This is a genomic window from Sphingobium sp. MI1205, assembly GCF_001563285.1.
Lineage (GTDB): Bacteria > Pseudomonadota > Alphaproteobacteria > Sphingomonadales > Sphingomonadaceae > Sphingobium.
In genome coordinates this window covers 2,124,790-2,138,599 of the sequence record NZ_CP005188.1, presented here as the reverse complement: position 1 = coordinate 2,138,599, position 13,810 = coordinate 2,124,790, and the positions used below count along the sequence as shown (strand labels likewise).

General features: G+C 63.2%; 14 protein-coding genes. 4 read left to right on the top strand and 10 right to left on the bottom strand.

Going from position 1 to position 13,810, the window contains the following annotated elements; translation table 11 throughout:
• Positions 1 to 55: 55 nt before the first annotated feature.
• Both purQ and purS read right to left on the bottom strand, forming a co-directional pair.
• Complete coding sequence (purQ, locus tag K663_RS10365) at positions 56 to 730, bottom strand: phosphoribosylformylglycinamidine synthase subunit PurQ (RefSeq protein WP_062117026.1); 675 nt, start codon at positions 728 to 730, stop codon at positions 56 to 58.
• A gap of 3 nt (positions 731 to 733) precedes the next feature.
• Positions 734 to 967, bottom strand: a complete 234-nt coding sequence (gene purS, locus K663_RS10360) for a phosphoribosylformylglycinamidine synthase subunit PurS (protein WP_022683267.1) — start codon at positions 965 to 967, stop codon at positions 734 to 736.
• Positions 968 to 1,093: 126 nt separating this feature from the next.
• Here purS and K663_RS24640 point away from each other — a divergent pair, with 126 nt between their 5' ends.
• Together K663_RS24640 and K663_RS10355 are read left to right on the top strand one after the other, a co-directional pair.
• Entirely contained in the window at positions 1,094 to 1,243 is a 150-nt protein-coding gene (locus tag K663_RS24640) for a hypothetical protein (protein ID WP_201026623.1), read from the top strand.
• A 48-nt stretch (positions 1,244 to 1,291) separates the two neighbouring features.
• Positions 1,292 to 2,044, top strand: a complete 753-nt coding sequence (locus tag K663_RS10355; RefSeq protein WP_062117023.1) for a sulfite exporter TauE/SafE family protein — start codon at positions 1,292 to 1,294, stop codon at positions 2,042 to 2,044.
• Between the two features lie 17 nt (positions 2,045 to 2,061).
• Here K663_RS10355 and purC read toward each other — a convergent pair whose 3' ends face one another.
• The 5 genes from purC to otsB form a co-directional block, all read right to left on the bottom strand.
• Complete coding sequence (gene purC / locus K663_RS10350) at positions 2,062 to 2,844, bottom strand: phosphoribosylaminoimidazolesuccinocarboxamide synthase (protein WP_037466417.1); 783 nt, start codon at positions 2,842 to 2,844, stop codon at positions 2,062 to 2,064.
• Between the two features lie 126 nt (positions 2,845 to 2,970).
• Positions 2,971 to 3,102: a hypothetical protein gene (locus tag K663_RS25080; RefSeq protein WP_256381918.1), complete on the bottom strand. Its 132-nt coding sequence runs from the start codon at positions 3,100 to 3,102 to the stop codon at positions 2,971 to 2,973.
• A gap of 37 nt (positions 3,103 to 3,139) precedes the next feature.
• Complete coding sequence (gene otsA / locus K663_RS10345) at positions 3,140 to 4,549, bottom strand: alpha,alpha-trehalose-phosphate synthase (UDP-forming) (RefSeq protein WP_062117021.1); 1,410 nt, start codon at positions 4,547 to 4,549, stop codon at positions 3,140 to 3,142.
• On the bottom strand, positions 4,546 to 6,270 hold the full coding sequence (locus K663_RS10340) for a glycoside hydrolase family 15 protein (protein WP_062120698.1): 1,725 nt from the start codon (positions 6,268 to 6,270) through the stop codon (positions 4,546 to 4,548). The genes otsA and K663_RS10340 overlap by 4 nt, the downstream gene beginning before the upstream one ends.
• A gap of 149 nt (positions 6,271 to 6,419) precedes the next feature.
• Complete coding sequence (gene otsB, locus K663_RS10335) at positions 6,420 to 7,187, bottom strand: trehalose-phosphatase (RefSeq protein WP_062117019.1); 768 nt, start codon at positions 7,185 to 7,187, stop codon at positions 6,420 to 6,422.
• 150 nt (positions 7,188 to 7,337) lie between these two features.
• On the opposite strand from otsB, the gene parC reads away from it, so the two are divergent.
• Both parC and K663_RS10325 read left to right on the top strand, forming a co-directional pair.
• A complete protein-coding gene (gene parC, locus K663_RS10330; protein WP_062117016.1) occupies positions 7,338 to 9,626 on the top strand; it encodes a DNA topoisomerase IV subunit A in 2,289 nt (762 codons plus the stop codon).
• Positions 9,627 to 9,844: 218 nt separating this feature from the next.
• Complete coding sequence (locus tag K663_RS10325; RefSeq protein WP_443018923.1) at positions 9,845 to 11,461, top strand: putative bifunctional diguanylate cyclase/phosphodiesterase; 1,617 nt, start codon at positions 9,845 to 9,847, stop codon at positions 11,459 to 11,461.
• Here K663_RS10325 and K663_RS10320 read toward each other — a convergent pair.
• The 3 genes from K663_RS10320 to K663_RS10310 are packed head-to-tail and all read right to left on the bottom strand — an operon-like array spanning position 11,425 to position 13,791.
• The gene (locus tag K663_RS10320) at positions 11,425 to 12,636 is read right to left on the bottom strand and encodes a CCA tRNA nucleotidyltransferase (protein WP_062117011.1); all 1,212 of its coding nucleotides are present in this window, start codon (positions 12,634 to 12,636) and stop codon (positions 11,425 to 11,427) included. The two genes, K663_RS10325 and K663_RS10320, sit on opposite strands and share 37 nt — an antisense overlap.
• Complete coding sequence (locus tag K663_RS10315) at positions 12,617 to 13,228, bottom strand: CoA pyrophosphatase (protein ID WP_062117008.1); 612 nt, start codon at positions 13,226 to 13,228, stop codon at positions 12,617 to 12,619. Before K663_RS10315 ends, K663_RS10320 begins: the two co-directional genes overlap by 20 nt.
• Complete coding sequence (locus tag K663_RS10310; RefSeq protein WP_062120694.1) at positions 13,225 to 13,791, bottom strand: DUF1285 domain-containing protein; 567 nt, start codon at positions 13,789 to 13,791, stop codon at positions 13,225 to 13,227. The genes K663_RS10315 and K663_RS10310 overlap by 4 nt, the downstream gene beginning before the upstream one ends.
• Between the last annotated feature and the right edge of the window lie 19 nt (positions 13,792 to 13,810).

The window sequence follows — 13,810 nt, the reverse complement described above, 5'->3', positions numbered from 1 at the left end:
CGCTCCGCTCCGCAAGGCTGCGTATCCTTCTCCCGCTGGCGAGAGAAGGTTTGGGTCAGGCGCGGGCTAGCAGGCTTTCGAGCAGGCCTTCGAACAGGCGGCGGCCGTCGGTTTTGCCGTGGGCGGGTTCGATCACGCGTTCGGGGTGGGGCATCATGCCCAGCACATTGCCCGCTTCGTTCAGGATGCCCGCGATGTTGCGGGCGGATCCGTTGACGCTTTCGCCGTAGCGCAGCGCGACGCGGCCTTCGCCTTCCAGGCGGTCGAGCGTTTGCGCGTCGGCAAAATAGTTGCCGTCATGGTGGGCGACAGGGAAAATCACCGATTCGCCAGCGCCGTAGCGGCTGGTGAAGGCGGTCTGGGCGTTTTCGACCGTCAGTGAAACGTCGCGGCAGATGAAGTGGCCGCCCGCATTGCGCAGCAGCGCGCCGGGGAGCAGGCCGCTTTCGGTCAGCACCTGGAAACCGTTGCAGATACCCAGGACATAGGCGCCGCGATCGGCCGCCCTTGCCACGGCCTGCATGACGGGCGAACGGGCCGCCATCGCGCCGGAGCGGAGATAGTCGCCATAGGAAAAGCCGCCCGGAACGCCGATCAGGTCGATGTCGTCGGGCAATTCGGTGTCGCGGTGCCAGATCATGGCCGGTTTTGAACCGCTGACCGCTTCAAACGCCATGGCGAGATCGCGGTCGCAATTGCTGCCGGGGAAGACGATGACAGCGCTCTTCATGGCTCAGGCCACCTTTTCGATGCGGTAGTTTTCGATCACCGTGTTTGCGAGCAGCTTGCGGCACATGGCGTCGATATCCTCGTCGCTGGTGCCGTCGGCCAGGTCCAGCTCAATGAGCTTGCCCGCGCGCACGTCATTCACGCCCGAAAAGCCAAGGCCGTCGAGTGCGTGGTGGATCGCCTTGCCCTGCGGGTCGAGGACCCCGCCCTTGAGGGTGACGAAGATGCGGGCTTTCATGCGGCCAAAACTCCGTGAATTGGTATGGCGCACCCCCTAGTCCCGTGAGCAGCGGCAGGCAAGGCATTATCCCTTTATTAGCGGGCGCCATGTTATCGGGCGCGCACTGGATGAAGGGTTTTCGCGATGGCTGGTCTTGCGCTGGCGATGTTTGTCGGGCTTTTCGCTTTCGGGCAGCAGATCGTCGGCTATGACGATCCCCATGGGCGCGTCCAGCTGGCGCTGATCGCAACATTCATTTTCGGCGTGCTGATCGGTTATCGCGCCAACGGCTGAGTAAAAACCGACTTTCGCCGGATCGTCCGTCTGTCTACGCGGTCGGGCATGAACGGTGACACATTATATTATGCCTGCGCCATATTGGCGGTGATCCTGTCGGGACTGGCCAAGGGGGGCTTTGCCGGGGTCGGGGCGCTTGCCATGCCGGTCATGGCGCTGGGGATCGACCCGGTGCGGGGCGCGGCGATCATGCTGCCTATCCTGATCCTGCAGGATACGGTCAGCGTATGGACGTTCCGGCATAGTTGGGACCGGCACATACTGACGGTGATGCTGCCGGGTGCGGCGATGGGGATCGGCCTTGGCTATTTCTTCGCGGCGCAGGTTTCGGAAACAGCGGTGCTGGCCGTGCTGGGACTGATTTCGACGCTGTTCGGGCTACAGCGGCTGTGGATCGAGCGGGGCGGGGCGGTCGTGCTGCCGTCCAGTTCGCCCGATTGGGTGGGCGTGCTTTTCGGCGTGGCGAGCGGCTTTACCAGCCATATCGCCCATGCAGGATCGCCGCCCTTCCAGATGTGGGTGCTGCCCAAGCGGCTGCCGCGCGACATGCTGGTCGGGACAACCGCCATGGCCTTTGCCGCGATGAACTGGATGAAGGTGCCAGCCTATGGCGCGCTGGGACAATTCACGCACGCCAATCTGACGGCGACGGCGATGCTGGTCCCGGTGGCGGTTGCGGCGACCTTTGCCGGGGTGGCGCTGGTGCGGCGGGTCGATGCAGCGCGTTTCTACACGCTGATCTACGTGTTGATGGTGCTGCTGGGCATCAAGTTGATGGCGGACGCGCTGCTCGCCTGAGCAGCGCGTCCGGCCGATCAGTCCTTGCTGCGCTTCTTGCGGTGGGTGTCGAGGTCCAGCACGGTGGTGTCGGCGCCTTCGGGCATCAGGCCCAGGCGGCGCGCAACCTCCTGATAGGCTTCAACTTCACCGCCGAGGTCGCGGCGGAAGCGGTCCTTGTCCAGCTTTTCGCCGGTGTTCATGTCCCACAGGCGGCAGCCGTCCGGGCTGATTTCGTCGGCCAGGATGACGCGGCTATAGTCGCCGTCCCACAGGCGACCGAACTCCAGCTTGAAGTCCACAAGGCGGATGCCGATGGCCGCGAACAGGCCGCACATGAAGTCGTTGATGCGGATCGCCATGTCGGCGATGTCGTGCATCTCTTCCTGCGTGGCCCAGCCGAAGCAGGCGATATGTTCTTCGGACACGAGCGGGTCGCCCAGCGCGTCGTCCTTGTAGCAATATTCGATCAGCGTGCGGGGCAGCTGCGTGCCTTCCTCGATCCCCAGCTTCTTGCTGAGCGAACCGGCGGCGACGTTGCGCACGACGACTTCGATCGGCACGATTTCGACCTGCCGCACCAGCTGCTCACGCATGTTGAGACGGCGGATGAAGTGGGTGGGTATACCGATCTGGCCGAGCAGGGTGAAGATATGCTCGGAAATGCGGTTGTTGAGCACGCCCTTGCCGGAAATCGTGCCCTTTTTCTGCGCGTTGAAGGCGGTGGCGTCATCCTTGAAATATTGGATGATCGTGCCCGGCTCGGGGCCTTCATAAAGGATCTTTGCCTTGCCTTCGTAGATCTGGCGGCGACGAGCCATGCGCGCTCCTGTCTTCCCAAGAAAGAAATGTGCCCCGGCAAACGCGAATCGAAAAAGGATCAGCGGGTGCCGGGGCTGCTAGGGGTCGGCCCATAGACCAAAGCGGGCAGGGGCGCAATTAGCGCGCTACAGCACATCGCCAAACATGAACCAGACCAGCGTCAGCCATGCCGCCAGACCGACGACGCCCAGGAGGACGCCGGATCGCGCCCGGATCGCGTCAACAAGGGTGCCGCCTTCATCTCCATCGTCCATCATCGGGCGAATGTAGCGGAGCCAGCCGGAGAGGAAAGCGCTATTGCGCCACCTCGATCTGCGGCTTCTTTTCCTCATCCTCTCGCCGGACAGCCATCAGACGGTCGGTGAAGCATTGCCGCCACCAGCTGATGTCCTGTTCCTCGACGCATTTCATCATGGATTTCCAGCGGCGTTTGCGCTCATCGAGCGGCATGGACAGCGCGCGGTTGATGGCGTCGGACATTTCCTCCGGGCTATAGGGGTTGATGAGCAGCGCGTCCTTGAGCTGCGTCGCCGCCCCGGCGAAGCGCGAGAGGATGAGGACGCCGGGATCTTCAGGGTCCTGGGCCGCGACATATTCCTTGGCGACCAGGTTCATGCCGTCGCGCAGCGGCGTCACCAGCCCGATCCGCGCGGCGCGATAGATGCCCGCCAGCTTGTCACGGGGATAGCCCTGGTTCACGTAACGCACCGGGCTCCAGTCCACATCGCTATATTCGCCGTTGATACGGCCCGCGAGCGCGTCGAGCGTGGCGCGGATATGCTGATAGCTTTCGACTTCGCCGCGCGACGGCGGCGCGATCTGCGTCAGCACGACATTGCGGTGATGTTCGGGATGATCCTTCAGGAAGCGGGCATAGCCGTTGAAGCGTTCCTCCAGCCCCTTGCTGTAATCCAGCCGATCGACGCCCACGATCAGCGCGCGGTGCTGAAGCGAGCGGCGGACCTGTTCGAACATGGTGCTGGCCGTATCGCTGACGGCGGCCTTGGCAAATTCCTGCGCATTGATGCCGATGGGGCAGGCGATCGCCTGAATGGTTCGGCCGTTCAGCGTGATGAAGTCGCCATCGACCGTCCCGCCCATTTCCCGTTCGACATAGTGGCGGAAGGATTCGAGCCATTCTTCGGTGTGGAACCCCACCACATCATAGGCGAAGAGCGTCTGGACGAGCTTTGTATGGTGGGGCAGCGAGACGAGCAGGCGCGTGGGTGGCCAAGGGATGTGCAGGAAAAAGCCCATCCGGTTCTGAAGCCCCTTGTTGCGCAGCATCTGGCCGAGCGGGATCATGTGATAATCCTGAACCCAGATGATGTCTTCAGGTTCGATGAGGGGGGTCGTGGTGTCGGCGAAGCGCTGATTTACGCGATTATAGCCGCCTTCGAAATCGCGGGCATATTCGGCCAGATCGATGCGGAAGTGGAAGAGCGGCCAGAGCGTCTTGTTGGCGTATCCATTATAATATTCGTCAACATCCTGTTCTTCCAGGTCGATGGTCGCGGTCTTTACGCCTTCATCCTCGGAAAAGCCGATCTGCCCGGTGAAATTTTCAGTGACTTCGCCCGACCAGCCGACCCAGATGCCCCGGCTTTCGCGCAATGCCTGCGCCAGCGCGACGGCCAGCCCGCCCTGATTGCCGGACTTGTTGGGCCTGCTTACCCGATTTGAAATGACAATCAGCCGGCTCATCGCATCACGCTCCAGGGTTTGCTCAACAGAACGGCGCAATTGATGATGCCGACCAATGAGTAGGTCTGGGGATAGTTCCCCCACAATTCTCCGGTCACAGGGTCGATGTCCTCGGACAGCAGCCCGGCAGCGGTGCGGCGGGACAGCATTTCCTCAAACAGCACCCGCGCCTCTTCCGTTCGGCCGGTGCGGTGCAGTGCCTCGATCAGCCAGAAAGTGCAGACGTTGAAGGCGGTTACCGGCTCGCCGAAATCATCGGGCGTGCTGTAGCGGAGCATATTGTTGCCCCGGCGCAGATCCTTCTCCAACGCTTTGAGCGTACCGACGAACATCGGATTGTCGGCGGTGAGGAAGCGCAGGTCGAGCAGTTGCAGGAGCGAGGCGTCGCGGGCGTCGTCTTCGAAATTGGCGGAGATGGCGTTGCTTTTGGTGCGCCAGGCCGATTGCAGGATGCGAGCCTTCATGATTTCCGCCCGTTCGCGCCAGTGCACTTCCCGCTGGGGCAGGCCGAGCGCTCCGGCTGCGTGGGCCAGGCGATCGCACGCCGCCCAGCACATGACCGCGCTGTAGCTGTGCACATGGGCGCGGGTGCGCAATTCCCACAGGCCAGCGTCCGGCTGGTCATAGACGGCCCACGCCCGTTCGCCGACTGCCTCCAGCGATTCAAAGTCCGACATGCCCGCCATGCGCAGCAGGCGCTGGTCGATGAAGCCCTGGACGGAGGAAAGGACGATCTGACCATAGGCGTCGTGCTGAATCTGCGAATAGGCGGCGTTGCCGACGCGGACCGGGCCCATGCCGCGATAGCCTGGCAGGTTCTCCGCCTCACCCTCTTCCAGAGTGGCGTTGCCGCGTACGTCGTAGAGGGGCTGGATATGGCCGCCCTTGGCCCCGTCCACGATGTTGCGGAGATAGACGAGGTAGCTTTCCAACACATCGAGCGCGCCGAGGCGGTTGAGCGCCTCCACCGTGTAATAGGCGTCGCGGATCCAGCAGTAACGATAGTCCCAGTTGCGGCCTGAATGGGCATGTTCGGGAATGCTGGTCGTGAGCGCGGCGACGATCGCGCCGGTTTCCTCATGCTGACAAAGTTTCAGCGTGATGGCGGAGCGGATAACGGCTTCCTGCCATTCCGCCGGAATGGCGAGGCCGCGTACCCAGACCTGCCACTCATGAATGGTGTCGTCCAGCATCCGTTCGACCGCAGGACGCAGCGCATCGGAAAAGCTCTCATCCGGGCCGAGGAAGAAATGCATGTCATGTTCGAGCCGGAACCAGCTTTCCTGGCTGATGAGGCCGATGGGCGCGTTGGTCGACATGCGCATCGCCATATAGGACAGGACGAGGCGGATATGGTTGGACCCATAGCTGATCGGTACAGGTTCCGATTGCCATGACGTCGTCGGGCGGAGCCGCACGCGAATGCGCGGGCTGCCCGCGACAGGGCGGACGATACGGGTGAAGGCGACCGGACGATACATGCGCCCCATGCGGCGATGGCGGGGGCAGAAGTCGTACAGTTCGATCGCATTGCCATGGTCGTCACTTTGCCGGGTGACGAGGATCGGCGTGTTGCGAATATAATGCTGCTCAACCTCGACGCAGTTTTCCAACTCGATCGCCCAAAATCCACGCGCATCCGGCGCGTCCCATGCCTTGTCGTCGAGCAGGGCGGAAAAGACAGGGTCGCCGTCCACGCGGGGCACGCAAGCCCATGTCATCCGCCCGGCACGATCGATCAGCGCGGATGCCTGGCAATTGCCGATGGGCCAAAGATCGAGATTGCGCTCGTTACCGGCGTAGGTTGTTTGACTGTGCCTGACTATCGGTCTGCCCCCTTGTTTCACGCGAACGGAGGGGGCGCTGGCCGTCATTCAGCCCGGCCTGACAATCCCCGTTCGAGATAATGCCTGACAGCGGCAACCTGTTCCAAAGAGAATGCGGCCAGCGTCTCCCGGGGCGGGCCGACCAGAATGCCGACGCCGCCCAGTTGGGCCGCAGCGGCAAAGCCTTCCTCATCAGTGACGTCATCGCCGATGAAGAGCGGTCGTCCGCCAGCCATGGGCGCGCGGGTCATGAGCTTATGGACGGCGCTGCCCTTGTCGGCGCCGCCGGGGCGCAGTTCGAAAAGCATCTTGCCCGGCTGGACCGCCAGGCCGAGCCTGCCCGCAAGGTCCTTTGCCAGATCGCCCGCGTCCGCGCCCCATTGCGGCGCGCCCCGGAAATGCAGGCCGACGCTGATCGATTTGCGCTCGACGAGTATGCCGGGCTTGCCGTCAGCGAAAGCGTGGAAGGCGGCCTCCGCATCATCCACGGCCGGGCGGCGCGGGGGCGCTTCGACATCCTCGCCTGGCCCCGCAAACTCAAGGCCATGCGTTCCCGCAAGGAGGAAGTCGGCAAAACCCAGATCGCGCAGGGTCATGATCGACCGGCCACTGACGATGGCCAGGCGACCCTCCAGCCCGTCGCGCAGCCTGGCGAGTATGGTGAGCAGGTCATTGTCCACGATCACGCCGTCGGGCGTGTCGGCAATCGGCGCGAGCGTGCCGTCGAAGTCGAGGAACAGGGCTGCCCCGATCAGCAACGAAGCTGGCGGCGGGGGCAGGTCGGGAAGGGGGGACGGGGAGGATTCGGACACGCGCGCAAGGTGGCGCGTGCCGTCAGATGTGCAACCCCCTGCAGCAAGGGTGGAGCGATTTTTTCGGCTCGGTCCCTTGGGGGGCGGCCTTGATGCCATGCCCCTGAAACATCGTTTCCGTTTTGTCGTTGCGCTGCTATTCCGAACGCGATGACCGATTTTCGTGACCCGTTCGACGCAATCAAGGATCACCCGTTCGACGATGCGCTGTCGCAGCGCTATCTCGTCTATGCCCTTTCCACCATCACGGCGCGATCCCTGCCGGACCTGCGCGATGGGTTGAAGCCCGTGCATCGGCGGCTGTTGTGGGCGATGCGGCTGCTGCGCATGGAGCCGGCCGGCGCTGCGCCCGATGTGCTGGTCGCCAACCCCGCGCGCAACACGACGTCCTACAAGAAATGCGCCCGCGTCGTGGGCGACGTCATCGGCAAATATCACCCCCATGGCGATACGTCGGTCTATGACGCCATGGTCCGGTTGGCGCAGGATTTTTCGCTGCGCACGCCGCTGGTCGATGGTCAGGGCAATTTCGGCAATATCGACGGCGATAACGCGGCGGCGATGCGCTATACCGAGGCGCGGCTGACGCAGGCGGCGGCCGACCTGATGGCGGGGCTGGACGAAGGGACCGTCGATTTCCGCCCCACCTATAATGGCGAGGATGAGGAGCCGGAGGTATTCCCCGGCCTGTTCCCCAACCTGCTGGCCAATGGCGCGAGCGGCATCGCGGTGGGCATGGCGACCAGCATTCCGCCGCATAACGTCGCCGAACTGATCGACGCCGCGAGCCTGCTGATCGACAATCCAGACGCTGAGCATGCCGACCTGATGCAGATCGTGCGCGGGCCGGACTTTCCGACCGGCGGCGTGCTGGTGGACAATGCCGCCATCATTTCGGAAGCCTATGCGACAGGGCGCGGATCATTCCGCACCCGCGCGCGCTGGCACAAGGAAGATGGCGGGCGCGGTACATGGGTCGCGGTGGTCACGCAGATCCCGTTCCAGGTGCAGAAATCCAAACTGATCGAGCAGATCGCGGCGCTCATCAACGACAGGAAGCTGCCGATCCTGGCCGATGTGCGGGATGAAAGCGACGCGGAGATTCGCATCATCATCGAACCGCGCGCCCGCACGGTCGATCCAGATGTGCTGATGGACAGCCTGTTCCGGCTGACCGACCTGGAAAACCGCTTTCCGCTGAACCTCAACGTGCTGGACGCCACGCGGACGCCGCGCGTGTTGGGGCTGAAAACGGTTCTGGTCGAATGGCTCAAGCACCAGATCGACGTGCTGGTCCGGCGCGCGCGGCACCGGCTGGACAAGATCACGGCGCGGATGGAGCTGCTGGACGGCTATATCATCGCCTATCTCAACCTCGACCGGGTGATCGAGATCATCCGCACCGAGGATGATCCAAAGCTGGTGATGATGGAGGAGTTCCAGCTTACCGACCGGCAGGCCGAAGCGATCCTGAACATGCGGCTGCGTTCCTTACGCAAGCTGGAGGAGATGGAGTTGCGGCGCGAGCATGCCGCGTTGCTCAAGGAACGCGACGACCTCATCAAATTGGTCGAAAGCCCAACGCGGCAGCGAACGCGGCTGAAGAAAGATCTGGCCGACCTTCGCAAACGCTATTCGCCTGACAGTGATTTTGGCAGGCGGCGCACGCTGGTCGAGGAGGCGGGTCCGGCGCGCGAGATCCCGCTGGAGGCGATGATCGAGCGCGAGCCTATCACCGTCATCCTGTCCGAACGCGGCTGGATACGGGCGATGAGCGGCCATCGGGATCTGGCGGCGGCTGATACGCTGAAGTTCAAGGAAGGGGACGGCCCCAAGATCGCCTTTCACGCGCAGACGACGGACAAGCTGCTGCTGGCGACGTCGAGCGGGCGCATCTTCACGCTGGGCGCGGACAAGCTGCCTGGCGGGCGCGGTTTTGGCGATCCGGTCCGCTCTCTGGTCGACATGGACGACCAGGGCGAGATCGTGACGCTGTTTCCGGCCAGCACGGGGGGCGAATTGCTGCTGGCCGCGTCTGACGGGCGCGGCTTTGTCGCTGCGGTGGCTGATGTGATCGCCGAAACGCGCAAGGGCAAGCAGGTGGTGAACGTGCGTGCCGGAGCCCGTCTGGCCATTGTTCGCAAGATCGGGGCGGAGGCGGACAGCGTCGCCGTCGTGGGTGAAAACCGCAAACTGCTGGTTTTCCCGCTCGCCGAAATGCCGCGCATGGCGCGCGGTCAGGGCGTCCAGATGCAGCGATACCGGGACGGCGGATTGTCCGATGCGGTGACATTCCGCATGAGTGACGGCCTAAGCTGGACGATGGGGGGTGGCAGCGGACGGACCCGGACGGAGGCGGATATGACGCCCTGGCGCGTGGCGCGCGGTGCGGCTGGACGAATGCCGCCGGTGGGATTCCCGCGCGACAATCGCTTTTGAACAGACGTTAGATTAATTCCATCTGGTTGAAATCAGGGGAAGTTGTTTCCTGAAAATTTACCACTTCCGCCTAGTGCGGGGGTATGAAGTCGCTCCCTGCGCGTATTCGGCCAGATCAAAGGCCGGACGACGACCTCCTCGCGAGGTTCGCTCGCACGCATCTGCGCTGTCTGGGGGAAATGGATCATTGGCTGGACGCAATGCCCCAGCCGGCTGCAATGTTCTGCTTGAAAGACAGGGATTTAACACTCGTTGCTGTCAACCAGTCTTTTTATCACAAGTTTCTGATAAATTACGATCCCGCCGCCGAGCCGCCCTATTCGGATGCCTGGCGTGACCGGATCATCGAGATGGCCCTGGCGAGGACCGGCTCGTCCTTCTTCGAATTGAGGCGCGATGGGCCGCTCGGCCCTGAATATTTCCTCTGCACCGCCGGATCTTTGCCCGTCGAAGAAGAAGGCGCGAAGCTGATCCTGTTTACGGCGCTGGATCGCACGGGGGATCGGGCGACCGAAAAGAACCTGCGGCGTGAATTGCTGTCGGATGGTCTGACCGCCTTGCCCAACCGGGCGGGCTTTGGCGAAGAAATTGACGATCGGCTGCGCAATGGTCCCTGGCCGGAAAATGCCAAGTTCGGGATCATCGCCATCGACCTGAGCCGGTTCAGCCGCGTCAACGAATCCCTCGGACCACTGGCGGGCGACGAACTGCTCATCACCGTTGCCAAGCGGCTGAAGTCGAACCTGCGGCAGGGGGATCTTCTGGCGCGGATCGGTGGCAATGACTTTGCCATATTTGCTCGCCTTAACAATGGTTTGTCAGACTGTATTCACATCGTTCAGAGGGTCCAGGATTCGCTGAATTCCCCGATCCGGCTGAGCGATCTCCAGATTCGCGTAGATTGCGCGATTGGCTGTGCCTTATCGACGGGCTTGGACGATGACCCGGACGATGTCGTGCGAAAGGCGCAGGCAGCGGTGAAAATTGCGAAACGCAGCGGTAAGTTGGAAATCTACCGCAACGGCGTATTGAAGGAAGCGCAGCGGCGCTTTTCCATCGAAAGCCGGCTGCGTACTGCATTGTCGCAGGGCGAGTTGACGCTGGCGTACCAGCCCTTGATCCATCTTCAGACGGGCGAGATCACCGGTTTCGAAGCGCTTGCCCGCTGGCATGACCCTGATCTGGGCCATGTGTCGCCGGCGGAATTCATTGCCGTAGCGGAAGAAAGCGGCCTGATCACCCCGCTGGGCCGTTGGGCGGCCTATGAGGCGGCGCAGGCGCTCAGCCGCTGGGACATCAAATTTGGCCAGCCAATGCCCGTGGGCGTCAATGTGAACCTGTCGCCGATCCAGATGGCGCGCGACGATGTTGCGTCGATGTTCGAGGAGGCGCTGCGCTATTCGGGCGTTTCCGGTAACCGGCTGACCGCCGAACTGACCGAAAGTGCGATCATCGTCGATCCCGACAAGGCGCGCAAGCTGCTGGTTGCGCTCAAGGATCTGCAAATGCCGATCGCGATGGACGATTTTGGCACTGGATATTCGAACCTAGCCAGCCTTCACAGCCTGCCGATCGACATTTTGAAGATCGATCGCAGCTTCGTTTCGACGATGCTGGACGACAAGGACAAGCAGGCCATCGTGCGCACCATCCTGTCGCTCGCCGAATCGCTGAACCTTTCCGTCACGGCGGAAGGAATCGAGACGCAGGAACTGGCGCATGCGTTGCAAACCATGGGTTGCGGCAATGGTCAGGGTTTCTATTTCGCGCGGCCGATGCCGGAAGGCGAAGCGTTCGATTACTGGCGTGCGCGCTGGAACTTCGAAACGGTCTGATCGGCGATCTGGCCGACACGGTCTGCGTCGGGAAAGCCTTCTTCCACCCACAGGCGTTGCACTTCACCAAGCGCCTTGGCCACATCCGGGCCGGGCGTCAGGCCCCGCGCAATAAGCGCGCCGCCGCCGATGGGCAATTGCGGCGGGGTCCACCCTTCAAGCGGCTGGAGGCTTTCGACTGGAGCGGCGGGGTCGAGCAGAATGCGGTCGATCGCGCCTTCCACGCCGATGTGAAAGGCGAGTGCCCTGGGTGAAATGCCGGCCGCGTCGCCATCGAGCGCCAGAACGAGGCGCTTGCGCACCTTGTTCGACAATTTCAGGCGAGCGCCGACCAGATCGGCGGTGCGCGGGTCTGGCGGCAGCAGCGCTGCAAGGCGGCGCAGGGCTGCGGGCGGCGTCGCTGAGGCGGCTTCGCGCGCAATCAATTGTTCCACCCGCGCAATCCCGCCCGAGCCGATTTCCGGCAGCACCGGGATGAGTATCCCGCCGTCGATCATCAGGCGCAGCGAGGCGAGCGGTGAAGGCAGGGCGAGCAGTTTCAGCAATTCATCGGCGATACGCTCGCGCGACAGGGCCATCAGGCTGTTGGCGGCGGCGCGGCAGGCGGCATAGGCTTCATCATCGGGCATGTCCCGGCCGAAGCGCGCGAGGAAGCGGAAATAGCGCAGGATCCGCAGATGATCCTCCGCAATCCGCGCGGCGGCGCTGCCGATAAAGCGGACGCGGCCTGCCTCCAGGTCCGCCACGCCGCCGAAATAGTCGGTTATTTCAAGGGTGAGCGGGTCGGCATAAAGCGCATTTATCGTGAAGTCGCGGCGCGCGGCGTCCTCCCGCCAGTCGCTGGTATAGGCGATGGTGGCCCGGCGGCCGTCGGTGCTGACGTCCCGGCGTAGGGTGGTGATCTCCACGGGCCAGCCGCCGATGACGGCGGTGATGGTGCCATGGTCGATGCCGGTCGGCACCGCCTTTATTCCTGCCGCCTTCAGATGGTTCACGACGGCGCGTGGTTCCAGCACGGTCGCGATGTCGAGGTCGCTGACAGGCAGGCCCAGCAGGCCGTCGCGCACCGCGCCGCCAACATAGCGGACGAGGCCCTGTTCCACCTCCAGCGCGGCGAGCAGGCCGTCCAGCCCCGGCCGGTGACGCCATTGCGCGTCAGGCAAGAAGGCGGTCATGGCCCAGTCTCCGCGAGAGGTTGGCAAGGATGGCGGCGGTGATCCCCCAGATCCTGCGGTTATTCCACATTATTTCATAATAATGCCGTTCAAGTCCCTGAAACTCAATAGAATGACGAGTACGATTGGCAGGATCAAGGGCGTAGGACAGGGGCAATTCAAACCAGTCGGCAACTTCGCCGGCATGCGGCGTCAGCGGCAGATCGGGCGGAATGACGCCAAGGACCGGCACGACATCGAACCCGGTGAAGGTGCAATAGCGATCGGATATGCCGACAATGTCCACCATGTGAGGGGCGAGGCCGATTTCCTCCTGTGCCTCGCGCAGGGCGCCGGCGATCTCGTCGGCATCGCCTTCATCAACGCGGCCGCCGGGGAAAGCGATCTGCCCGGCATGCGTCCGCATGGAGGCGGCGCGCTCGGTAAGAATGAGGCCAGGATCGGGCCGGTCGGTGATGGCGACCAGCACCGCAGCGGGCGAGAGGGAAATCTCCCCATCGATGCGCGGATCGCGCGTGTCGGCATCGGTTATGCCGACTTCGCGCGCATGCCCTTCCATCAGGGCGATACGCAACCGCTCAGCCAGCGTCATGCCGATCCGTCCAGCGCAAAAAAGACGCCGTTGCTCCACAGGCCGACCGGGTCGCCGCCTTCATCCAGAGCAAGGTTCATCAACTCATAATAGACGCTGCGGTTGACGAGCGCATCCAGCTCACCGCGCACGTGAAGATAGGGATGTGGGCCATCGGCGGTTTCGCGGATCGACAAGGCATGCCCGGCATCGGCGGAAACCAGGTCGCCGGTGTTGAGGCGGAATGCCAGCGCGCGGTCGCGTCCTTCGCCCTCGCTCTTCAGTTCGACGGCGACGAAAGGGGCGTCCTCAACCTCTATGGAGAGTTTTTCCACGGGCGTTACAAGGACATAAGTCCCATCCTTCTCACGCCGCAGGATCGTGGAGAACAGCCGCACCATGGCTTCGCGACCGATCGGGGAGCCCTGATGAAACCATGTTCCGTCGCGGGCGATGCGCATTTCGCTGTCGCCGCAATGGTCGGGATTCCAGTTTTCGACCGGGGGCAGGCGCTTTTCGGCCAACAGTCGGGCGATGTCGGCCAGCGACAGGGTGGCAAGATCGGGGGGCGGGTCCATCGGCATGGCGTCGAGATAGGATCGC